A 20,888-nucleotide genomic window follows, 5' to 3' on the forward strand; every position below is an offset into this window, starting at 1 on the left:
AACGCAGCTTTCTACGTCAAGGCTGCGGGATCGCACGAGGCGACCCATATCTCATTACTTGATGACCTGGATCACCTTGCGGGCGGCCAGTTCGATGATTACGCGCTCGTCGTCGACGATCGCATAGGCATAGCCAGATTCATCTGGGATCGGGGTCACGACGACGGTGTCGGGAAGCGGCTGGCCTACGACAACCTTCTCCTTGATGACAACCGGTTCCTTGGGAGCCGGAGCCTTCTGTAGGAAAGTAATGACCTTGTCCGGAACCGCTGCCGACTGCGCGAAGGCTGCGCTCGAGCGCAAAACCTTCACGCGTGCCCCCTGTTCCAGACCTGGGACCTCTGTCCAAGGACGTGCAAGACCTAAGTCCCAGCTCTGAACCAAAACGTCTTCCCGCGGTTTCCTCCCGCATCATGGAAGGAGGACTGTCATGACATTCGAGCCGGAAACCCTCGCCCACGATCAGCTTGCAAGCGTGCAGGCGGCCATGTCCGCGCAACCGGACCTGCAACGCTCTTCAATCTCTGTGAGCATGGTCGGCAGAAGCGTCCTGCTAGAAGGCTATGTGGCCAGCTATGTCGATCGGGAGAAAGCGACTGCTATAGCCGCGTCGATCGCCGGCCCAGAGAACGTACACGATAGGATGCAGGACCGCGAAGCAGCGACGGATGGCTAGCCGGTGGCGAATGACAGAACTGGCTCCTGGTGCGCAAAGTGCGTGTGGCGGATACTTCGTTCCAGTTCAGTCGTCACGGATCAATGGCAGTATGCTCACGGCCAGCGTGACTCGCGAACTCCACCCTGAGCCTACCAAGGATCTCCTCCCGAGAATGGCCTTGTAATCGGAGGTCTACGACACGCGTCACGAAGCCCTGATGGCCTGGAGAATCTTCAGGCCGTTGCATGCATCGCCCCTCCGGCGACCTCGCTCGGGTGAAGAATGCTGGCGTCAGGAGAGCCGCTTGAGAGCCTCATCAAATCCGTTTCTTCAGAAGTGGACCTGCCAGTTCGGCAGCCCGATCCGTTGAGACAACTGGGTCAACGTATAGGAATAGGACTGGTTTGGATTGTCGATGACGGTGATGCCTAAGAGCTTCAGAAAGGCCTTCTCGCCAGCTACGCGCTGTTCGGCGACCACGAACTCTCGTGCGGCCGCGGCGAAGAAAACGGCAACGGTCGATCGCGTAGCGCCTTGATCACCAGAAGAACGGTGCCGACGAATGTCGACTATTGGAGCGTCGTATGCAGCAACCCACGGGCGATCTCTGGCCGGGCTTCGAAGGTTCGTCGAAGAAGGTTCGCCGCGTCCTGCAGAAGGAAAACAACGTCCTGCAATTGGTCGAGTTCGTTCTGCAAGTTCGGATCGCCCGCTACAAGGCAGCGGGCGCGTTCGATCAAGCGGCCGGACTTTGCGACGGTGCGGAGGCTGTTATTGATGATGACGTCGATCATGCTTCCCCTCGCATTACTCTTAAAGCGAAGGTGCAAGGATCCACGCCTACCGGCAATACCGAAATTTGACTAGAAGCGGCCGCGTAAGCTGCCGTATAGTTCACGGAGGTCCTCAATCGCTCGGTCATAGCGCGAATGGCGTGGCGACGCCCTCAGCCCGGCAACGACGAGGGCGAAAGTAGCGGCGATTGCAGCGGCCGTTACAAGACTCGATACTGGATACAGTTTTACGGTTCCTTCAGCCTGCCGTACAACCTGGCGTGCGCTGCCCTTGACGGCGGAGGAAGCGTCGCCCACCTGCTGTGTAAGGATTTCCAACTGCTTCCGGAGAGCTCCTATCTCCTTCTCGGCGTCGAACTCCGGCTGCGGCGGAATACCGACTGATGCCGTGTTCTTGTCCACAACTGCTCGCGGTACCGGTTCGCCGATTGCAGCGCCTTCGGCGACAAGCGGTTTTGCAGTAGTCTTCTTCGCTGGCATGTTGTCCTCCATCTGAAGCGCGGAACGAAATCAGGAAGATATGCCGCGGGGGTGCATATTGTTCCGGAACCGCCTGGAACAAGGCACCGTATCTGTTAACTTCGGCCTTGCTTCGTCATCTCATCAAGCTGGCGAACCAGTGGGGCCACTTCAGCTATAAGACCCACCCGCCGTCTGATTTCGGAACGCGTTCTGAAGACACCTCGAGCTGGCAGGATAGCCGTAGGGCGATAATCGCCCGACAAAACGCACTCTTTCAGTGATTTAATGAAACCCCGCATTCAAACGCAGCGCAACTCTAAACACTCGTACAATGATTGCATGTGGTTGATAGCAAATTTATCCTAAAACCAAGATGGCTTCGCGATCTCGTTAGGTAAAGCCAGTCGTCACGAAGCCCTTCCGGAGAAATCTTCACTCGTTGCATGCAGCGGCAAGGATAGCCTCGAGGAATTCAACGCCCTCGATGTCAATCGCAAAATAAGAAAGCAGGCCCAATTCCCACCCCTTGATGATGGGGCGGCGGGGTCTTAAAAACTAAAAGCTTGTTGTTTTAGCCTCGCTCTGAGTGACCGTGGAGAGGATTAATTTGGCAAATCAATTTCGCGATTCGGCGGTTTTGTATGTATGGCCTGTGCTGTTCACGGCGCTCATCGTTTACAACCGCTACGACCAATTTGATTTAGTCGCACAACGCAAATTTCTTGGCGACGACTTATGCTACACAGATCTTGCTCAGCATCTGAAATTGCACGTAGCAGCGTTATCTTCGGTTCTGACTTCCTACGCGGCTCTGGCATGGTTGTTGAAGAAGTTCACAATGCTGAGCCCCACCAAAATAGCGCTATCTTCCGTGGTTTGCTCGGTGCTCATTTCAGGTCAAATCGTAAGTAAATACGTCTGCCCTACCTGATCCCCGATAGCACTTGATGATGGGGTGGTGAGGCTAGCTTCGTATTGCAACTTGTCGCAATTGTCGCCTGCTTTGGCGGGCCTCTTTTTGATCCGTCGGAGACAAAATAGAAGTACTCACCCTGTAAATGTCTTTCAACTTCCGCTTCGCGTCGAAGATCATCTTGTGCCACTCATGCATGCCCCTGCTTGATCGCTGAGATATCGCCCCTCTCCCACTCGTACGACACCTCTTGCCATGTCAGCTGTTCGGCAACAAGGTCATCCATCGATCAAAGGCGGTGGGTTGCGGTGAGACACCCTTTACCGATGCCACCCCTTTAATTTTCCTGAAGCGGTACAGGCCGGAGGGCGCAAGGTGAACACTCCGCGATCAGCAGCTTTCCAAGGATGATGGAATAATGGGAACAGGGATGAGTCGCACGTGGACGTCCCCGACGTTGACCTGGTACTGCGCTACAACGCTGCCGATCTCGACGACCCGCATGACATCGCGGCGCAGGCGTCCGCCGCATGGGGAGCCGCCGTCTGCTTGCAGGACGAGTACGCAGTCAGATGGCTTGGCGAAGTCCGTGCGGTCTAAGGAGTTCAGCGCATCAAGCGGCCGTTTTCGTTCCGAAGCCTGCGACCACGCTGTTAAAGTTGAGATTGGCCCGTGTCTTGCAGATGCGATCGCAGCTAGAATCCGGAGTGAGCGTGTAACAAGGAGCTGAGCAATGACGCGTCATATCTGCACCGCCTGTGGCACTCAGTTCGGCGAAAGCACGGAGCCGCCATCTGCCTGTCCCGTTTGCGAAGATGAAAGGCAGTTCGTACCGCCATCAGGTCAGACATGGACGGACATGGCGGACGTCAGTTCGACCCACGAAATTCAATGGAACGAGGAAGCCAAAGGCATACACTCTCTACAGATAGCACCGGAGTTCGGGATCGGTCAGCGAGCATTCCTCATCGAAGGGCCTGACGGCAACATTCTCTGGGATTGCCTCAGCCTTCTGGATGGGACCAGCAGAAAGACGATTGCTGCTCTGGGCGGCATTGCGGCCATCGCTATTTCGCACCCGCACTTCTATGCGTCGATGATGGAGTGGAGCCAACCCTTTGGCGACGTGCCTGTCTATGTTCATGCCGATGATGGCGAATGGGTCCAGAGGTCAGGCCCGGCACTCAGCCCGTGGACAGAGGAAACCCGTGAATTGAAACAGGCAACCCTGATCCGCTGCGGCGGCCATTTCGCCGGCAGTTCGGTGCTCTATTGCCCTTGGCTGGAAGACGGTCGCGGCGCGCTGTTCACCGGTGACACGATGAGGTAACGCTCGATCGCAGATATGTAAGCTTCATGCGCAGTTTCCCGAACCTCCTTCCGTTAAACGCCACAGCAGTGAAGGGCATAGGAGAAGCGGTGCGTCCCTACCGCTTCGAGGCGATCTACGGGGGATTTTCAGGTAGGACAATCAAACACGACGGTTCAGGTGTCGTGGAGCGATCGGTCGCGAGATACATCGCGGCTATCGAAGATGACGCCACACGAGGGTGATCATTCGCACCGGAGACATCGATTACGCTTGAAGGTAGTTTTGATCCTATGAAAGTTCCTGACCTTCCCCCTAATTTGGCATTTCAACTACTCACGCCGACCGCTGAGGAGTTCGAGTTCTCATTCCAGGCGAAGAAACAGGCCATCGGCCCTCACATCATTAAGCAGTGGGGTTGGGATGAAAAGTACCAGCGCGAAGTTCATGCCCAACGACTGCGCGAGAAGCCATTCTGTCAGATCGAGCTGAATGGACGGCCAATCGGAACTCTGTCGCTCCAAATGCTACCGGAGTACATGCGGTTCGGCGAATTCTATCTGATTGACGGATTTCGGGGACTCGGCATTGGCTCGAAAATTCTTGCCCACTGCCTCGAAATTGCAGATGACGAAGACGTCTCCGTTCGCCTTGAGTATCTTTTGTGGAACCCGGTTGGCAGTCTCTACCGCCGATATGGATTCCTCGAAGCCGGGCGTACTCCAACGCACCTTCTCATGGAGCGACCGAAGCGACTAGGTTCCCGGTAGCAGACCTGACGTCCGACATGAGGCCCTGTTGGGCCTGGGCGAGAGGGGTGCCAGTCGAGAAATTGGGATTACAGCATACCGAGGTGAAATCGGCTGCCTGGAATTGCGCTCGATGCGCGACGAGGAGGGAACCGCGCTATGGAAACGATTGTTGAGATTGGGACTATAAAAGATGTCGATCAGTGGGCGCAGCTTCGTGTTGCGCTTTGGCCGCATCACTCGCTTGACGCTCTTCGAGCGGAATTGGTCCGAGAGTTTCTTTCAGACAGTGGAGAAGCCGTCGCTTTCATCGCTCGAAGTGCCGCGAGTGAATCTGTCGGGTTTGCTGAGGCCACGTTACGACATGATTATGTGAATGGATGCAGCAGCTCGCCCGTCCTATTCCTCGAGGGAATTTACGTGCGGCCGGTTGACAGGCGAAAAGGGATCGCACGATTGCTTTGCAATGCCGTTGCCGATTGGGGGAGGTCGCATTGCTGTGTTGAATTCGGCTCTGACGCATCGCTTGCGGATTCAGAAAGTCATGCGCTCCATACCGCATTACGATTTGAGGAGACACAGCGCGTCGTGTTCTTCCGAAAGCCACTGTAAGCCAAGCCAGTGAGCTATCCCTCCACCCTTCCGTCGGTCGGCCTAAGGTGAATCTCGACACCACTTTCGAGGATGAAGGTGCAGCGTATTTCTGCGGCATTCCGTGAGCGGTGTGTCGCTCGCCGGCCCCTCGCTGATGAATGCTCCCGACGCCCCTGCCGTGCAAGGCGCACAAGAAATGCTGTGGCTATGCAGTCATTGTTCGTCCCGGTGAACGACGTGGGTAAAAGCCGATGGCAAGCTCCTGATTAAGGGAAATAATGCTGTTGGCTTGAGGTCAAAACTCGCTAGCTGTTCCGGTAAAGCCCAACGGAATTCCAAGTCGGTGTTCCCGTCGCGGCTGCGGTGGACAATAGCATTCTGAACAAAAGGGGGCGGTGAGTGCAACCGCACATCGTAGTAGAAGCCTAACTCGTGGGTTTTCTTGCCACCCAACTCAAAAAAGTTCTCGATCAATAGCCGCAGGGGGCCGACAACCGAGGTGCTCCCGAGTTCCTCTTCGACTTCCCGCGACAGAGTTTCGGCCGATGCTTCGTGAAACTCTACCCTACCCCCAGGAAGCGCCCAAAATGGATCGCTGACGGAGCGATGGATCAGGATATGCCCTTCAGTCCAGATGAGTGCAGCCGCCCTGAATTGGAACCGAGACGGCCCATTGTCCAGCACGATCATGGTCCTGTCATTCATATTGGCACCTTTCACATTTTCCACGTCAGCGTGCTGTTGTGAGCCACAACGACATGCTTGGAACGGGCTACATCTTCTGGAAGCAAGGCGGCCCTCCCGCACCGGATTTAATCCTTCTTGACTTTCGCTGTCGCGGGAGGCTCCTTGCTAAATCGGATCGACGAACCGTTTCACGGATGAATCAAATCGTGCTTTGGATTGCCAGCGCCGTTGGATTGGCCGTCGCGTATATGCTCGGGTCAATACCAACGGGATATCTTCTCGGGAAATTTCTTCGCAATATTGATATTCGTGACCATGGCTCGAAATCTACAGGTGCCACGAACGTTCTACGGACCCTCGGTAAAGGTCCCGCTCTCTTTGTACTCGTTGTAGACGTCCTGAAGGGCGCGGCAGCAATACTCGTTGCGTCATGGTATTACGATTGGCTGACCAGTTCTCCGCTCTTTGCGATTCCACCGAATCCTGACCTCCACAGCTTAGCGCCTTGGCTCGTATGCGTATCGGGGTTAGCCGTTCTGGTTGGGCATGGGTGTTCGATATGGTTGAGATTCACAGGCGGGAAATCTGCAGCCACAGGTCTCGGGGTCCTGTTCGCAGTATCACCACTTGTCGGGATCGGAGCAGTGGCAGTCTGGGCGGGCACCCTTGCCCTTTCCCGCATTGTATCCTTCAGCTCGATCCTCGCGGCTATAACTGCTATAGGCCTTGTCCTCAGCTTGGAGCAGCCATTCCCTTATCGACTGCTTGTGATCGTGGGAGGACTTTTCGTCATCATCCGTCACCGCGCCAATGTCAGGAGGCTGATAGCTGGTCTGGAACCCAAGTTGGGCCAGACCAATCCGGACAGAACCTGATCACCCGGAAAGGTCGATAAGGAATCGCTGGCGGCACATCAGAATCCGTCTCTGGTGCTCCAGCGTAACGGTCGCGGGCCCTTAGCTGCCAAAAGCGGACGGCTGAAGTTTTCCGGATCGAAGCAGAAATTGCAGCGTGTAAGCGACAGATCGTGCATCGTCCAACGCATCGTGCCCCTGCAATTCCTGGTGCTCAACGCCGTAATAATCGGCAAGCTTATTGCTGGGCGTTCGCGCCAAATCCTCTACAGGCATACCAGCAGCAAGCAGAAGCTTCACGGCGTTATCGAACCGGGGCGCGGGTATCGGCGGCTTGTCAGTTCGTCTTTCCCCCAAGACCAGAAGGTTGCACCATCAGAAAAGCGGTCAAGTTCGTCCAACGCTGTCTGCAAAGGTCTGCCGTCTCGGGTGATATGTTCCTCGGTGATGCCCGTCAGGTCGGTGAAGTAGGGGTCGATTGCATATCGAGCGCCATGCCTGTCATACGGCGTCACGTAAGCTTTGAAAGTCTCAAGGATTGGGAATTCGTTCTGGAGGCCAATTTTGACTGCTCCGATTTGAGCAATTACAGGGTCGGGATCGATAGCTGCACACCAGAAACGGCTCTGAGAGCCTTTGATGCAAAGGAACTCGCAGTCGAAGATAACAGCTGTTTTCATGCGCTTCTCCTCAGGCTCTCCCAAGGGAGACTACGTCAGATCGGCGAGATGGCAATTACCGCTGTCAGCGCTTCCATTGCCTGCGCCCCGAAACGGCACTTCGTCGAGAATGTCGACCTCCACGCTTGGGTACCTTCGTTCTTTCACCAATTGGAGGCCTTCCACTTTGAATTCGATGGGCAACAATTCGGCGTCGATGTTTGGCATAGACAGCCATTCTTCCGCCGAGAACCTGAACAGCGTTATGTGAGCTATACGCGGTGGTTTCGGCCTCCAATCTTCGAACGAAATGGCATCAGAGATAGTTGAACGAAGCCGCCGCAGCTCAGGCGGCTCCTGTGCCTTCAGGAAAATAGCGGCTTCTGATGAGGCCACCTCTCGGAAACAGAGGTCGAAAGGAAAGGTCGCGCTGAGCGACCTCTCTATGGTTTCCTGCCACCCCTTGCCCTTCAAACTCCAGACCTCGTCATTCGATTTGCTGAGTTGGCTTGCTGCATTGAGCAATGTCACGACCGTCATGTGCAAGCTCTGTGGGGGCACCCGCAACAGCGGACCATCGCACTCACACTCGATGATGTCCTGCAACGCGCAGACCTTTGACACCGTCTCAGAGGCGGGAAAAAGCTGGAGGTGATATGCCGAGCATCGCTTAAACCACAGCGTATCGACCTTAGTTCGGATCACGGCAGATGCCCTTTTGAAAAGTACAGATCGGCGACCAAAGGCCCTCCTCATTCTTCCTCCTCAACCCAAGGCACTACACGGAGGTTTGGCCATATTCTGATCCATCGGTTGACCTTCTGCTCGTATATCTCCTGCCTGATCTGGCTCTTGTTCGGACGGACGATACCATCAAGGAGATCGGAAAGGCCGAAGGGAGCGCAGAACTCCAGGCTGCCATTCTCGGGACGAAGGCCAACCGCCGTGGCCGTCGTCGGAAATGTCGCTATAGCATCGACGGTCGACAGGTATGGTTTGATCGGATAGCCGAATTTCGTCTCATACCAGAGGTGAACCCTTGCCTCGTTTTTCACATCGATCCAGATACCCAGTTCGGAAAAGGCGCTACGTATTCGAGCTGCGTGTTCGGCCTCGGCGTCCTCGGAGAGATCGTTGGCATCGAAATAAACGATATCGATGTCATTGATGCCATGAGCCAGAGGGAGCCCCGCCTCGTGGTTCCATACCGTTTGAGCAATCGCCCCAGCCACGAGCCAGGAATCCGGCAGAGCAACCGTATCCCAATTATCCCGCAGGACGGGCAGCAACGGGCTATCGAGAACAATGTCTTGCAATCGCAGGAACTGTTCGTTCATGCCAACTTCCTCCCTCAGACGCGGTCGATTTCAATGATGTGTCAGCATAACCGATTCTGCCACACCGTATTCATCGAACGGAGGTGGAGTATTCATAGTCGCAAAAACATCAGATCGAACGCCTAAGGTTGCAATCTGTTGCGAATCCTATCATCTCGGTATTGCTGCGTTGTCCTGTGCAACAAAGGCTCACGCAGCTCAGGGCGCTCCGACATGCAGTCGTAGAGCGCCCTTTCTTTTCTACTCGACAGTGTCGGTGAGGCCGCTGTCCTGTGAATAATTTCAATTCAAAATTATCGAATACGCGCGTATGTTGCATGTGGGGATCGCGGCATAGGTACGTTGGGGTTGAGGAAATGTGCTGGAATACATCATCGGCATTCACGCCGGTCGGGATTGTTCTGCGCGATACAGCAACACGCAGAGTCGTGCGGACGCTGGGTGATGCGGCACATCTCTTGATGAAGGACTGGCCATCCGATGACGGTGAAGAGTATGTGGCTGCCGTTAAAGCATGTGTCGACGCAATTACCGGGAAAATCTTGCCCGAGGAGTTCCGGCAAATCCTTCTACGTGCCGCCAATGAAGCAGGTATCGCTGCTTTAGCTGTCGTCCAGCAGGGATTGGAACACGGGCAACAGGTCCTAACCGCCGAACAACAACAACGTTGAAAAACCCATTTGGCCGATAGCTGGCCACGACGCAGCAAGCCAATGTATTCTGATTTTCTGATGCCGCCATTTCTCGCAAGGCCCTTGTTGGCTTTCTCCTTCGCCGCATTTTGGATTTCCGCGTTTATCGCATATCGAGGTAGGTCACGTGGGAACCGTGGGAATGACGGAGTCATCGCTCCCGCTATTTTGGCAATGGCCTTTTTCGCAGTGAGGCTGCTGCTCAACTGCTTCTGGGCCAATAAGTGCTCTATCGACGCGTTTTGGCCGAGAACTGACGTCTCTTCGGTGCACAACGGCTGGATCGAGTTCGCCGCGATAGTCGGCGCGTTGGGCGTCATGATGATATACGGCGTGCTCGTTGCTGCGAGTTACGTCTTGCCGCCCTTTCTATTTGCTGTCGTGATTGGCAGCGTTGTTGGACGATTAGTATGGTTATTTCGACGCCCGTCCTCGCCGACTTTGTCTGACGATAGTGATCAGAAGTCACAAAACACAGGACCGAAGACCAAGCTGCCATTTGGAAAAAGGAAATAGCTGGGCTCTCACACGCCGCGTGCCGTTCCACGTTTATATCCACACCCGGCGCGTAGTTGCCATCGCGGATGGCCGCTGTGCGTACTGAGCTATGGCGGGTGTGGCCAAGCAGACGCTCAACCTCCCGCTCGAAAACCCATGTTTTCGGTACGAATTGAGCCCGAATTGGTACCATCCACGGTCGGACGGAACTGAAATTCATGGCCCCAATCGGCCTCGGCCTCTTCCGCCTCCTCAGGAGACAGTTGGACTACGATGAGTTTGTCGAGGACGTCTGCCACGTCCTGGCCCATGTGGATCAAGTCGATGGACTTACCCATGTACCCCCGCTTGCCGAACCTGTCGAAGCACATATCCGCGACGACACTTCGAAGATCGATGATTTTCTGAATCGCATCCCGAGAAAAGTGTGGCTCGTCGCCGAAATCGAGCGCGTCGGACACTTCTTGCGCTCGAAGTGACAGCGTCTCCGACCGGGACCTCGACCCATCGTCATCAAATACGTCGTAGCAGTGATTGCCGACATATTCGGCGAAGACTGCCACCTTCATAACATCCTGCGATGAGACGTCCGGCTGGTTTGTATATAGGATCGTAGGCATGCGGAATCCTCCTTGAATGGGTAGGGATATCGGGTTGCCGTACGGATGTTCCTATTTTGTTCTTTTTATCGAAGGAGTCAAGGGCGCTTTCTGTTGAGGATCAAAAGCGCAGCTTCGAGGTCGGCGTTAGCCGCAAGGATGAGAGCGTGATTATCAGCCACTTCAATGAGCGCGGTGAGGACTTCATCAGGTCGCCAGCCGGCCGTCACGGCGCGGTCAACCAAGCTTGCTAAGGCTATATGAAGCGCGTCCTGACAACGGATGAAGCGGTCAGGGTCATCTCGGGGGACGTCCGGAGGCGATATCTCGTCCATCTCACAAAAATGATCTGACATTGAAAATCGGTCAATAGATCGACGGTATGCGCAAGTGCGGAGTCAGGTAGCAAGCGCCACCAAATTGCTATCGGGTTGTGTGTGAGCACCGCGTCGACATCGGTCAATCTCACAGGTCAAATATCAGAAGAGCACGGTCCGTGACTTGTGAGCCGAAAGCGCGTCACGTTATCAATGGTATCAGAATTCAGAGGATCACATGACCCGCGCCGACGCTATTCAACTACTGGCAGGAAAAGGTTTCATCGTCAAAGAACGTTCCTGGTCGTCTCAAGAGAGCATTTGTGTATTTGGTTCTCCGCACAATTCGGAAATTGAGATGTTTGATCAGATGGCAATCCTCTATCCGATGGGTGATGAGAGATGGGTTGTGTTTGGGTCTTGGGCACCAAACGAAGAAACTGATTTTCCTTTCTTGACGGATGCAGTGGCATTTATTCTGAAAAGTATGTCGCCAGCAAAGTGTTAGGCATGGGGCATTCTTTTATCCGAGGCTTGTAGGTGACAGGAGCGCCATAATTGCGCAAATGCGGCGGCACCGCACACCGGCCAGTGCCCCGGACGTCAGACCTACCTGTCCATCCTACCGTCGGCTGGCCGCAGTTGAATATCGACACCACTTTCGAGGACGATGTACAACGTCCTGATCATATCTGCCGCATTCAGAAGTGCGGAAGCGTGGTCGGACGCGCCCAGTTCGGAACCGGCGTTTGCGGCGTGACGAAGGTCATTCAGCCTATCGTGCTCCGTTCCCTCGCTTGGGATTCCAGCGCTCTCGCGAAGGTCCCGAATCGTCACGATCGCTCGTTCGAGCAGCCGCAAGATCGTAAACGCATTCAGCCGCTCAACTTCGTTTGCGGCACGGACCAGTTCTGAGACAAATGATGTGATACTACTCATGGAGAACGATGCCCGTGCCTCCCGTCAGAGAAGCAAGGGAGCTTCAGTGCTCTGTTTCTTGGCCACCCATAGGTCGCTGGTCCTCTCCATGTGCATCAGTTCGGCGGGAAATTTGCGCTTCTGGAAAGCAACAAGATCATCGAGGCTTCCATGCATCCATTGCTCGTGCTCGTCAGCATGGAGAAGCACAGGCATCCGGTTGTGCACCGGAGCGACGGCGTCATTCGCATCCGTCATCGCGCCTGAATATACCGGTCCCCATTCGTCGCTCACGCGCCACAGCCCACCCCAGGCGAAGATAGGATCGCCGTTGACGCTGAACCAAGTCCTGGTCATCCGCCCCCTCTCTCCTTCCGCTTCGGCGAAACCCGTCACCGGGATCAGACAGCGCCACTGTGGCTTGCGGGCAAGGCCGATCCACATTGGCTTCGTCAGATCGGCGATGTTGTTGACTGGCTTTGGTTTGGCGTCGGGCTTCATGTCCTTGAGCCGCAGCGGAAAGCCCCACGTCATTGAGCGCATCTCTCGCACGCCATCATTTTCGACGATCACCGTGCCCGGCGTTCCAGGATAAACCTCCGGTCCGGCGTTCGACTGGATCGGGTTCGGTACATGGAAATACGCTGCCACCTCGGCGGCTGACTTGCGAACGGTATAGAGATTGCACATTCAACAAACCTTTCGGCGGATGATCTGCGGGCGAGCTAAATAAGCATATTGCTTCGAGTTGCCCAAGCCTTCGAGGGGGGAATGCCACTACGCCAGCGATCACGGGTATGCAGGATTTCGAAATCCTCGGAGGGTGGCGGATCGCGAAACTGGAACGCAATCACATCCTCGATCGTGCCATGGAGCCATCGTCCATATTCGTTTGGCCTCAGGAGGGCTGGCATTCGATCGTTATATGGCCGCACTTTCTCGTTGGCAGTCATTGTCATACCTGCGAACACCGGGCCAAATTCTAGAGTGTTGCGGCAAAATCCCGCCCAGGCCATCAACGGCTGTCGCAGCATAGAAAACCACGCCCGGGTCTTCTCACCCTTGGGACCATCTGGGTTTGCAAAGTGCGTCAGGGGGATCAGACAGCGATAACGCGGGTCGACCACGGTCTTGTCCCAGAGCGGATTGGTCAGGTCGGCGACGAGACCGATGCGGCCGGGCGGCTCCCCGTTGTGCCGCATCTCTGATGTCTGGCGCGGAAATCCCCAGGTGAGCGACTTCAGTAGGCGCAGGCCATCTTTCTCGACGACGACCAGCCCAGGCGCGCCCTCGATGGTCTCTTCTGGCACGCTTGGGTCCGGCGGGACATCTATGTCGAAATGTGCAACGATCTCATCAATCGTTAGGGTGATCGCGTAAAGCCGTGACATGATCATCACCGTTTTATCCGGAAACGCCATAGCACATGAACAAAAAGAGAACAAAGACTAAATCAGTTTCGTGCCCAAATTCAGCATGGTGATCGTCGTATCCCGACTCTCACATAGAGTTCTTCCATTCGTATGCATCGTAATCGATATGGTACTTCAAGATGTGGTCGGAACTTTTCTTTGCTCTCAAAAAGTCCACCAAGTATATTTTGTTTTCGAAAAATGTAGCGAGGAAATCAAGTTCGCAGACCTGATTTATTTGGCAAAATCCGTATAGCCAAGCATCGCTGACGTCGCGATGTAAATTTATCTTAAATGCCTGCTTTTCCTTTAGATTATTCGTTTGGTCCCAGACGCCTAGATGCCAAGGGTGATGTGTATCGGTTGGTTCCCTTATCCAAGCCACGAACGATTCCACCGTGAAGTGAAACAACTGACCATCCTTGGCCTCACCGAATTGGCTCGGTGTCATCGGCGTAGCTTCCCTGCTACTTCTGATGCTGGGGTTCTCGAGCATAGTCGCCACGTCGACGATGTTTTTCTTGGAAACCAATGGCGGTTGCGGAATCCCGACCAATTCATTCCAGTACCTCGCCATTTTGACCATGTCGCTGAGATAGGCTCCAGCCGTGCCTTCGAAAAAAGTCGCTTTGCAATCGGCCGTGCCTTTAATGACATACGAGAACTTACCGTCTACTAGGAAACGGCCGAACGAACTGCATACGTCATTGATGCTAGTGAACTTCGCATTCTCAACGGACAAACGCTCTATAAACTTGTTCGCATCATCTAAAATCGGTCGAATTTCATTCGTGACTTGGCTATCTCTCCGAAACCAACCGCGCAGTTGATCAATATCTCCAGGCAACGTCTGAGCCCCAAGAGCTATTTTTTTTATTTCATAGGAAGCGAGATCGGCCTTCGGTAGCAGCCCCGCCTTTAGGTATTCTATCAACAGGGGGGACCGCTCTTTGAGGGCTATTAGAGCACCATCGGCGCTCGTATCGTAGCCTTGATTCTTCAATGAGAGAATGATCTCTTTTTGAGACGTGCTCAGTTCAGGACCATTAAAATACGAATTTATGTCAAACCCGAGCTTAGCCAGTATGAAGATGCTTGGCGTAATGACAAATATGCTTAAATATCCAATCATTTTCGCGACTAACTCCAGCCGCTTATCAATAGAATGAAGAACGTCCATCAGAGACGTCTTCCTCTCGGCATTCCGCTTCTCGCCTTCTTCCATCGCAACCTGCGCTACCAAAGTAAATGAAGTTATGTTTAGGCACTTGAGTCGTATCCACAATTGGGTTTGTTGCAAAGGGTCTTTACCATACCGCAAAAGTTTCGGCCCGCTGCCGTGATCTACGGCGCTGTCGTTCGCATGATCGCTCGTGCATTTTCCGGCTTAGTGAAAGTTTCTCGACTTCACCTTCAGCGTATCGATATGCAGATCGGGAATGTAGATGTCCCTTACCTGCACCACAGGCTTCGAACTGTCCCTCGGGTCAGGCCCGCCGCCATGCTTGACCTGGTCGCCACGCCCATGAGGCAACGGAAACTCTCCGTCTCTCGCCCCGATATTTGCGAGGTTTGACGACAGGTCGAACAGCCTCTGGGCCACGAGATGAACAACCTCGCCTTCCCGCTGGATTTTACCGTTGATCGCCATCATGCTCGCACCCATCAATATCCGCCGCTGACGCTCGAACAACGAAGGCCAAACGACGGCATTGACGATCCCGGTCTCGTCTTCGAGCGTCAGAAACATGACGCCCTTGGCCGACCCGGGCCGCTGCCTGACGAGAACGAGGCCGGCCGCCATCAGCCATCGACCATCCCTTTGACTCATCGCCTCGGCACAGGTGACAACGCTCTTCTTCGCGAGTTCACGGCGCAGGAAGCTGACTGGATGCTGCCTGAGCGTCAGCCCCGTATGCGAATAATCCTCGACGACCTCCCTGCCCTGCGTCATCGATTTCAGCGTCACCTCGGGTTCTTGCATCTCGGGGATCGTCCTGGCCTCGCGCTCGGCCGCCGCTGTCCATAGCGCGAGCGGTTCGTCGCGCAACGCCTTGATCTCCCATTGCGCCTGACGTCGCTCGAGTTCCAGAAGCGGCAGGAAAGCATCGGCTTCGGCGAGCTTTTCGAGAGCCGCGACCGGGACCCCGGAGCGTCGCCACATGTCGTCGACGGAGGCGTAGGGCTGGTCGGCGCGGGCGATGACGATCTTGGCGGCATCATTCATCGCCAGCCCTTTGACCATCCGCATCCCCAATCGAACGGCGAAGCGGTCGGACCCTTCGATCGGCTCCATCGTGCAGTCCCAGCGGGATCGGTTGACGCAGACGGGTCGGATTTCCACGCCATGTTTTCTGGCATCCTGAACGATCTGGGCGGGCGCGTAAAAACCCATCGGCTGGCTGTTGAGCAGCGCGGTGCAGAAGGCATCCGGATGATGGCATTTCACCCAGCAGCTGGCATAGGCGATGAGGGCAAAGCTGGCGGCATGGCTTTCCGGAAAGCCATAAGAGCCGAAGCCTTCGAGCTGTCCGAACGTCTGCTCGGCGAATTCCGGCGTATAGCCGTTGTTGATCATCCCCTTGATCAGCTTGTCCTTGAACCTCGAGACTCCGCCCGTAAATTTGAAGGTCGCCATCGATTTCCGCAGCTGGTCGGCCTCGCCCGCGGTGAAGCCCGCGCAGACCATGGCGACCTTCATGGCACTTTCCTGGAACAACGGCACCCCGAGGGTCTTCTTCAGCACCGCCTCGAGTTCGGGGGTCGGATAGACCACCTTTTCCTTGCCCTCGCGCCGGCGAAGGTAGGGATGAACCATATCGCCCTGGATAGGACCGGGGCGGACGATCGCCACCTGGATCACCAGGTCGTAAAACGTCTCTGGCTTCAGACGTGGCAACATCGCCATCTGGGCGCGGGATTCCACCTGGAATGTCCCGAGCGTATCGGCCTTGCGGATCATCGCGTAGGTCTTCGATTCCTCCTGCGGGACATCTGCAAGTCCCATGGCAAGCCCCTTGTGTTCGGCAAGCAACTCGAATGCCCTGGACATGCAACTCAGCATGCCCAGACCGAGGACATCCATCTTCATGAATTTCAGGGCTTCAAGGTCGTCTTTGTCCCACTCGACCACCTGACGATCTTCCATTGCGGCCGGCTCGATCGGGACAAGGTCATTGAGCCTGTTCTGTGTCAGCACGAATCCGCCCGGATGCTGGCTCAGATGCCTCGGCGCGCCCATCAATTGCGACGACAGCTCAAGTGCCAGGCGCAGGCGATAATCAGCCGTGTTGAGATTGTTCTCCTTCAGCTGCTGCTCGCCCACGCCTTCCGACCAGCCCCAGACCCCGGACGACAACTGTTCGACAAGGTCTTGCGGCAGACCCAGCGCCTTGCCCACGTCCTTCAGAGCCCCTTTGGTGCGATAGCGGGCCACCGTGCAGACGAGTGCGGCCCGCGAGCGGCCATAGGTTTCGTAAATCCACTGGATCACTTCCTCGCGCCTGTTGTGTTCGAAATCGACGTCGATATCGGGCGGCTCGTCGCGTTCGCGCGAGACGAAGCGTTCGAACAGCAGGTCCGACGTCTCCGGATCGATCGACGTGATACCCAGACAATAGCAGACCGCCGAATTGGCGGCCGATCCCCGCCCCTGGCACAGAATTCCCTGCGAGCGCGCATATCTGACGATATTAAAGACGGTCAGAAAATACGGTGCGTATTTCATCTCGCGGATCAGGTCCAGCTCGTGAAGCATCGCCTTCCTGACCTTTTCCGGAACGCCTTCGGGATAGCGCTCGGCAGCTCCCTCCCAAGACAATTTCACCAGCGACTGTTGCGCATCGAGGCCCGGCACTATTGCTTCCTCGGGATACTGATACTCGAGTTCGGAAAGATCGAAACGGCAGCGATCGACGATCTCGCGCGTGCGCGCCAGAGCTTCGGGATAATCGGCAAATAGCCGATGCATTTCCTCCGGCGGTTTGATGAACCTGTCGGCATGCCGCTCGCGGTCGAACCCGACATCGTCGATGGTCGTGCGGTTTCGGATGCAGGTGACGACATCCTGCAGCTGCCGCCGCCCCGGCTCATGAAACAGGACGTCGTTGGTGACGACCGTCTTCAGCTTATGACGCGCTGCGATCTTCGATAGATTGTGCAATCTCAGGCGATCGTTCGGGCGGCGGCGAAGGCAAAGGGAGACGTAGGCACGATCGCCAAAGATTGCCGCAAGTTTGCGAAGCTGACCCGCATAAATGTCGTCTGCCTCATCGGGCACCAGGATAGCCAGCAGCCCCTCATTATAGACTTCGACGTCGGTGATATCGAGGACGCACTTGCCCTTGCCGCCGCGGCTTTTGCCGAGCGAGAGCAACCGGGTCAGCCGCGAATAAGCAGGACGGTCCGTCGGGTAGACGAGAAGCGACATTCCATCCGTGAGGTCGAGACGGCTTCCGACGACGAGCCGAACGCCGGTGGTTTTGGCAGCTTCCCATGCACGCACGATACCCGCGAGACTGTTGCGGTCGACGATGCCTAAAGCGTCGATGCCATACATAGCAGCTGTCGCAAACAACTCCTCGGCCGAACTCGCTCCCCTAAGAAAGCTGAAATGCGTCGTCACCTGAAGTTCGGCATATCTCATCCGAACACTCCGTGGAGAAACCACTTGTGTGAGCCCGTTGCGACATCGACGCCGTCACCGGCGCGGAAAACCCAGTATCGCTCGCCGGTGTCGTCTTCCACGACGAAATAATCGCGGATGGCCCGCATCTCCAACGGCGTAGTCCACCATTCGCCGAATATGCGCTCGGGGCCGTCGGCCCGCTTCACGCGGCGACGCTTTCCCCTCCACGTGAATACCGCCGGCGGCTGATCCGGCAGGACTGCTATAACCTCGATTTCTTCCGGATATGGCAGGAGACGTGATGGCCTCGACCATTTGGCGGCCCATGTGGCTCCGGTCTCCTCGATAGTCGGTCCGATACGCGCCACCGAGCGCTCGGGGACATCTGAAGCAACGGGCGTAACCCGATAGAGACGCTGGCCACGATTGCCGAGGATATCGACCAACGGCGTGACGTCGACCACCTGATCTTCGATCAGAGACGAGGCGATCTGCTTCTCCTCGAGGGGTTCTGCCATGATCGCGACGAGGACCATCCGCTCGATACCGTAGCCCGGGTCGATCTTCTCTATGCGGTCGCACAACAACTTGGAAAGGCGGGCGGGATCGCGAACAGGCTTTGCAAGGCCGGCGCGCAGGCTCTGGCGCGTATTGTCGACGCGATGGATGACAAGGTCGGATCGCCTGACGCCAAGACCACGCTGTTCCAGTTTCGCCGTCAGCTGGTTCACTAGGCGGCGGACGTATTTGGCAATGGTCTCCGCAGCTCCAATCGGTTCCTGGAAATTGCGCGACACTTCGACCAGTTCGGGCGTGCGCAGCGGCTCGATCGGTTCTGCAACGCGGCCGAACAGCTGGTCAAGCCGCCGCCCAGGTTCCGGGCCGAACCGCAGTGTCAGCGGAGCCCGCGGCAGGGCTGCGAGTTCGCCGACCGTTTCGATGCCCATTGCCCTCAAGCCATGGACAAGGTCCGGTTCCAAGCGCAGACAGTGGATCGACAATCCGACCACCGCCTTCGCAATACCTTCTATCGGAACGACTGTCGTCTCAGCCGATGTCAGGCGGGCGATCGCATGGGCGGCACCCCATGTGTCGGCGACGGCAGCCCTTGCGGTCAGACCGCGCGCGCGGAGCATGTTCACGAGACCAGAAATTAGACGTTCCTCGCCGCCCTGCAGATGGTCGGCTCCTTCCGTGTCCATGACGATACCGTCGGTACCGTCCACTGCGACGGCCGGGCTGTATTGTCGCAGCGCCCACAGCGCCAGGCGTTCGAGCGCAGCAGCGTCCGCGGTGGGGTCGGCATCGACGACCACGAGATTGGAGACCATGGCCTGCGCCTTGCTCGCCGGCATGCCGACTTGGAGGCCAAGCTTTCGGGCATTGCTATCGGCAGCCGATATCCAGCGCTTCGATCCGCTTTTGGCGATCACCACCAGAGGCTGGTCAGCCGGAACGGCGTCCTTGCCATGCCGTCTGATCCGGTCTGTCGGCAGAAACGGGAAGTAGATAGATACGACCCTTGGCATCACAGGCTCCTATTTCGAACTCGGCACACTCGCCTGCTTTCACGCGCATCAATTCGGCCACCCATCTGGCGCGGCCCACTCCGGCGACGGGTAACGGCTCGGAGGGCAGCACGCTGATCCGCCATCTCGTGGTCGATGCGGTCGGTTGACCGTAGTCAGAGGCCTCGGACTGTCTTCGCCACCTCCTAAGGGCGATGGCCATCGTTCCGGTCTTCTCGGCCGCAAGGTGCAGGCGGCGCGACGCGGTCATCGGCAATCGGACCAGTTCCCCGACCACAGCTGCGAGACCACCGAACGCTAAGCCCTCTTCCATCGACGCCAGCACGTCCTCCTCGCGATCGCTTTCGCAGAAGATGACGCGATCCGGATGAAGTCCCGCCTGCGAGACCGCCGGGAAAAACAGGTCGGGCCTCGTCAGGCACCAAAGCACCTTGCCCTTCATTCGCGCCGCTATTCCGGCCACCATCAAAGCGGCTGCCGCGCCATCCACCGTGCCAGCCCCGCCACCTGCGAACTCGTGCAGAGCGCCGCAGACCAGTCCGCCGCCAGGAAGGGCCTGGTCGATTTCCGGAACGCCGAACGGCAAGATAGCCGCCTTCCGACCAATGCCGCCCTCAAGGTGCGCGATGCGCTCCCTCAGCTCGGAAATGATGGTGTTGGCGCTCATTTGGGCCATGGCCGGTCGTCATCGCATTCAGTTCATGTCTCGCCAAAAGCGATTTTGTTCTTTATTTGTTCCCAATCGGCATGTAAGTCAACGCGAATATTCGGGTGTATTTTCCTAATCCACACACCATCCACAGGACGCAAATTGTCGATAAGCGAGCATTTTCAGTTGATTGAGCAAAAGAAGCTCACATCCCCGGAGAAAGCAATAGATGGGAAATAATACCTACGGACCGAGCGTGACGCTCCGGGAATTTCGTCAGCCCATTTTAACGGTGGAATGCCGCGCCTGCGGCCGGAGGGAGGAATTCGATCGTCAGGTCCTCGTCAAACGCTACGGGGCGAGCTTGAGCTTTCAACAGCTCCGGAGGCGTGTGGCAATGGGATGTCCGAGGATGGTTTCCTCGGACGGCATCGACCGGTGCGAGACCCGGTTTCCGGATTTGATCGAAGCTGGCATATGTTTGACGACAGGTGACCCTGCCTAAATTACGACGATAGCGTTGGCAATTTGCTCGGCCAAGGCGTCCTGAATCAAAACCTCAACATCAAGTCGTAAGCCATTGAAAAATGATTCGTTTCGAGTCGGAACGAATCACCTTCGCACGTCTTTG

At 56.2% G+C, this 20,888-nt stretch carries 22 protein-coding genes and 3 pseudogenes; 11 read left to right on the plus strand and 14 right to left on the minus strand.

The genetic code is table 11. The annotated features are described in order from the left end of the window. Window positions 1-54 precede the first annotated feature (54 nt). A pseudogene (locus tag ACFPWW_RS14140) lies at window positions 55-264 on the minus strand (DUF1236 domain-containing protein); the annotation flags it as partial. 166 nt (window positions 265-430) lie between these two features. Here ACFPWW_RS14140 and ACFPWW_RS14145 point away from each other — a divergent pair. Then, window positions 431-676 carry a BON domain-containing protein gene (locus tag ACFPWW_RS14145; protein WP_377312145.1) on the plus strand — a complete coding sequence of 82 codons (246 nt, stop codon included), beginning with the start codon at window positions 431-433 and terminating at the stop codon, window positions 674-676. Between the two features lie 312 nt (window positions 677-988). On the opposite strand, the gene ACFPWW_RS14150 is transcribed toward ACFPWW_RS14145, so the two are convergent. Further along, window positions 989-1,138, minus strand: coding sequence for a hypothetical protein (locus tag ACFPWW_RS14150; protein WP_377312146.1), 150 nt, complete (start codon window positions 1,136-1,138; stop codon window positions 989-991). 104 nt (window positions 1,139-1,242) lie between these two features. On the opposite strand from ACFPWW_RS14150, the gene ACFPWW_RS14155 reads away from it, so the two are divergent. Beyond that, entirely contained in the window at window positions 1,243-1,521 is a 279-nt protein-coding gene (locus tag ACFPWW_RS14155; RefSeq protein WP_377312147.1) for a hypothetical protein, read from the plus strand. Here the strand turns inward: ACFPWW_RS14155 and ACFPWW_RS14160 are convergent, their stop codons facing one another. Next, on the minus strand, window positions 1,522-1,932 hold the full coding sequence (locus tag ACFPWW_RS14160) for a hypothetical protein (protein WP_377312148.1): 411 nt from the start codon (window positions 1,930-1,932) through the stop codon (window positions 1,522-1,524). A gap of 589 nt (window positions 1,933-2,521) precedes the next feature. Here ACFPWW_RS14160 and ACFPWW_RS14165 point away from each other — a divergent pair. From ACFPWW_RS14165 to aac(6'), 5 genes and pseudogenes are all read left to right on the plus strand, one after another. Then, window positions 2,522-2,845, plus strand: coding sequence for a hypothetical protein (locus tag ACFPWW_RS14165; protein ID WP_377312149.1), 324 nt, complete (start codon window positions 2,522-2,524; stop codon window positions 2,843-2,845). A 411-nt stretch (window positions 2,846-3,256) separates the two neighbouring features. Further along, window positions 3,257-3,427 (plus strand): annotated as a pseudogene (locus ACFPWW_RS14170) (aminoglycoside phosphotransferase); the annotation flags it as partial. A gap of 133 nt (window positions 3,428-3,560) precedes the next feature. Further along, window positions 3,561-4,157, plus strand: coding sequence for an MBL fold metallo-hydrolase (locus tag ACFPWW_RS14175; RefSeq protein WP_377312150.1), 597 nt, complete (start codon window positions 3,561-3,563; stop codon window positions 4,155-4,157). A 272-nt stretch (window positions 4,158-4,429) separates the two neighbouring features. Further along, window positions 4,430-4,906: a GNAT family N-acetyltransferase gene (locus tag ACFPWW_RS14180; RefSeq protein ID WP_377312152.1), complete on the plus strand. Its 477-nt coding sequence runs from the start codon at window positions 4,430-4,432 to the stop codon at window positions 4,904-4,906. A 138-nt stretch (window positions 4,907-5,044) separates the two neighbouring features. Further along, window positions 5,045-5,497 carry an aminoglycoside 6'-N-acetyltransferase gene (gene aac(6') / locus ACFPWW_RS14185; RefSeq protein WP_377312154.1) on the plus strand — a complete coding sequence of 151 codons (453 nt, stop codon included), beginning with the start codon at window positions 5,045-5,047 and terminating at the stop codon, window positions 5,495-5,497. Between the two features lie 195 nt (window positions 5,498-5,692). Here aac(6') and ACFPWW_RS14190 read toward each other — a convergent pair whose 3' ends face one another. Then, entirely contained in the window at window positions 5,693-6,208 is a 516-nt protein-coding gene (locus ACFPWW_RS14190; RefSeq protein ID WP_377312155.1) for an NUDIX hydrolase, read from the minus strand. Window positions 6,209-6,369: 161 nt separating this feature from the next. On the opposite strand from ACFPWW_RS14190, the gene plsY reads away from it, so the two are divergent. Continuing rightward, window positions 6,370-7,041, plus strand: coding sequence for a glycerol-3-phosphate 1-O-acyltransferase PlsY (gene plsY / locus ACFPWW_RS14195; protein WP_377312337.1), 672 nt, complete (start codon window positions 6,370-6,372; stop codon window positions 7,039-7,041). Window positions 7,042-7,122: 81 nt separating this feature from the next. On the opposite strand, the pseudogene ACFPWW_RS14200 reads toward plsY, so the two are convergent. The 3 genes and pseudogenes from ACFPWW_RS14200 to ACFPWW_RS14210 all read right to left on the minus strand — a co-directional run bounded on the left by ACFPWW_RS14200 (window position 7,123) and on the right by ACFPWW_RS14210 (window position 9,016). Then, window positions 7,123-7,700 (minus strand): annotated as a pseudogene (locus tag ACFPWW_RS14200) (3'-5' exonuclease). 30 nt (window positions 7,701-7,730) lie between these two features. Beyond that, window positions 7,731-8,435: a 2'-5' RNA ligase family protein gene (locus ACFPWW_RS14205; protein WP_377312156.1), complete on the minus strand. Its 705-nt coding sequence runs from the start codon at window positions 8,433-8,435 to the stop codon at window positions 7,731-7,733. Then, window positions 8,432-9,016 carry a nucleotidyltransferase family protein gene (locus ACFPWW_RS14210; protein WP_377312157.1) on the minus strand — a complete coding sequence of 195 codons (585 nt, stop codon included), beginning with the start codon at window positions 9,014-9,016 and terminating at the stop codon, window positions 8,432-8,434. Before ACFPWW_RS14210 ends, ACFPWW_RS14205 begins: the two co-directional genes overlap by 4 nt. A gap of 356 nt (window positions 9,017-9,372) precedes the next feature. On the opposite strand from ACFPWW_RS14210, the gene ACFPWW_RS14215 reads away from it, so the two are divergent. Beyond that, complete coding sequence (locus tag ACFPWW_RS14215; RefSeq protein ID WP_377312158.1) at window positions 9,373-9,687, plus strand: DUF982 domain-containing protein; 315 nt, start codon at window positions 9,373-9,375, stop codon at window positions 9,685-9,687. 653 nt (window positions 9,688-10,340) lie between these two features. Here ACFPWW_RS14215 and ACFPWW_RS14220 read toward each other — a convergent pair. Further along, the gene (locus tag ACFPWW_RS14220; protein WP_377312159.1) at window positions 10,341-10,826 is read right to left on the minus strand and encodes a hypothetical protein; all 486 of its coding nucleotides are present in this window, start codon (window positions 10,824-10,826) and stop codon (window positions 10,341-10,343) included. Window positions 10,827-11,360: 534 nt separating this feature from the next. On the opposite strand from ACFPWW_RS14220, the gene ACFPWW_RS14225 reads away from it, so the two are divergent. Next, complete coding sequence (locus ACFPWW_RS14225) at window positions 11,361-11,630, plus strand: hypothetical protein (RefSeq protein ID WP_377312160.1); 270 nt, start codon at window positions 11,361-11,363, stop codon at window positions 11,628-11,630. Window positions 11,631-11,764: 134 nt separating this feature from the next. Next, window positions 11,765-12,037: a hypothetical protein gene (locus ACFPWW_RS14230; RefSeq protein ID WP_377312161.1), complete on the plus strand. Its 273-nt coding sequence runs from the start codon at window positions 11,765-11,767 to the stop codon at window positions 12,035-12,037. A 48-nt stretch (window positions 12,038-12,085) separates the two neighbouring features. Here ACFPWW_RS14230 and ACFPWW_RS14235 read toward each other — a convergent pair whose 3' ends face one another. From ACFPWW_RS14235 to ACFPWW_RS14260, 6 genes are all read right to left on the minus strand, one after another. After that, entirely contained in the window at window positions 12,086-12,730 is a 645-nt protein-coding gene (locus tag ACFPWW_RS14235) for an SOS response-associated peptidase (protein ID WP_377312163.1), read from the minus strand. 35 nt (window positions 12,731-12,765) lie between these two features. Next, the gene (locus ACFPWW_RS14240) at window positions 12,766-13,437 is read right to left on the minus strand and encodes an SOS response-associated peptidase family protein (RefSeq protein WP_377312338.1); all 672 of its coding nucleotides are present in this window, start codon (window positions 13,435-13,437) and stop codon (window positions 12,766-12,768) included. 103 nt (window positions 13,438-13,540) lie between these two features. Continuing rightward, complete coding sequence (locus tag ACFPWW_RS14245; RefSeq protein WP_377312165.1) at window positions 13,541-14,632, minus strand: hypothetical protein; 1,092 nt, start codon at window positions 14,630-14,632, stop codon at window positions 13,541-13,543. Window positions 14,633-14,839: 207 nt separating this feature from the next. Then, a complete protein-coding gene (locus tag ACFPWW_RS14250) occupies window positions 14,840-18,097 on the minus strand; it encodes an error-prone DNA polymerase (RefSeq protein ID WP_377312166.1) in 3,258 nt (1,085 codons plus the stop codon). Then, the gene (locus ACFPWW_RS14255; protein ID WP_377312167.1) at window positions 18,094-19,608 is read right to left on the minus strand and encodes a Y-family DNA polymerase; all 1,515 of its coding nucleotides are present in this window, start codon (window positions 19,606-19,608) and stop codon (window positions 18,094-18,096) included. Before ACFPWW_RS14255 ends, ACFPWW_RS14250 begins: the two co-directional genes overlap by 4 nt. Further along, entirely contained in the window at window positions 19,526-20,284 is a 759-nt protein-coding gene (locus ACFPWW_RS14260) for an ImuA family protein (protein WP_377312168.1), read from the minus strand. The genes ACFPWW_RS14255 and ACFPWW_RS14260 overlap by 83 nt, the downstream gene beginning before the upstream one ends. Between the last annotated feature and the right edge of the window lie 604 nt (window positions 20,285-20,888).

The sequence above is a fragment of the Rhizobium sp. GCM10022189 genome (genome assembly GCF_042656325.1).
Lineage (GTDB): Bacteria > Pseudomonadota > Alphaproteobacteria > Rhizobiales > Rhizobiaceae > Rhizobium.

Bases quoted from the DNA above. Each gene is read 5' to 3' on its own strand.
- ACFPWW_RS14160 (WP_377312148.1), bottom strand. From the start codon at position 1,932: ATGCCAGCGAAGAAGACTACTGCAAAACCGCTTGTCGCCGAAGGCGCT.
- ACFPWW_RS14220 (WP_377312159.1), bottom strand. From the start codon at position 10,826: ATGCCTACGATCCTATATACAAACCAGCCGGACGTCTCATCGCAGGAT.
- ACFPWW_RS14255 (WP_377312167.1), bottom strand. From the start codon at position 19,608: ATGCCAAGGGTCGTATCTATCTACTTCCCGTTTCTGCCGACAGACCGG.
- ACFPWW_RS14225 (WP_377312160.1), top strand. From the start codon at position 11,361: ATGACCCGCGCCGACGCTATTCAACTACTGGCAGGAAAAGGTTTCATC.
- ACFPWW_RS14215 (WP_377312158.1), top strand. From the start codon at position 9,373: ATGTGCTGGAATACATCATCGGCATTCACGCCGGTCGGGATTGTTCTG.
- ACFPWW_RS14235 (WP_377312163.1), bottom strand. From the start codon at position 12,730: ATGTGCAATCTCTATACCGTTCGCAAGTCAGCCGCCGAGGTGGCAGCG.
- ACFPWW_RS14175 (WP_377312150.1), top strand. From the start codon at position 3,561: ATGACGCGTCATATCTGCACCGCCTGTGGCACTCAGTTCGGCGAAAGC.
- ACFPWW_RS14245 (WP_377312165.1), bottom strand. From the start codon at position 14,632: ATGGACGTTCTTCATTCTATTGATAAGCGGCTGGAGTTAGTCGCGAAA.
- ACFPWW_RS14210 (WP_377312157.1), bottom strand. From the start codon at position 9,016: ATGAACGAACAGTTCCTGCGATTGCAAGACATTGTTCTCGATAGCCCG.
- ACFPWW_RS14145 (WP_377312145.1), top strand. From the start codon at position 431: ATGACATTCGAGCCGGAAACCCTCGCCCACGATCAGCTTGCAAGCGTG.
- ACFPWW_RS14240 (WP_377312338.1), bottom strand. From the start codon at position 13,437: ATGATCATGTCACGGCTTTACGCGATCACCCTAACGATTGATGAGATC.
- ACFPWW_RS14180 (WP_377312152.1), top strand. From the start codon at position 4,430: ATGAAAGTTCCTGACCTTCCCCCTAATTTGGCATTTCAACTACTCACG.
- ACFPWW_RS14260 (WP_377312168.1), bottom strand. From the start codon at position 20,284: ATGGCCCAAATGAGCGCCAACACCATCATTTCCGAGCTGAGGGAGCGC.
- ACFPWW_RS14155 (WP_377312147.1), top strand. From the start codon at position 1,243: ATGCAGCAACCCACGGGCGATCTCTGGCCGGGCTTCGAAGGTTCGTCG.
- ACFPWW_RS14250 (WP_377312166.1), bottom strand. From the start codon at position 18,097: ATGAGATATGCCGAACTTCAGGTGACGACGCATTTCAGCTTTCTTAGG.
- ACFPWW_RS14205 (WP_377312156.1), bottom strand. From the start codon at position 8,435: ATGAGGAGGGCCTTTGGTCGCCGATCTGTACTTTTCAAAAGGGCATCT.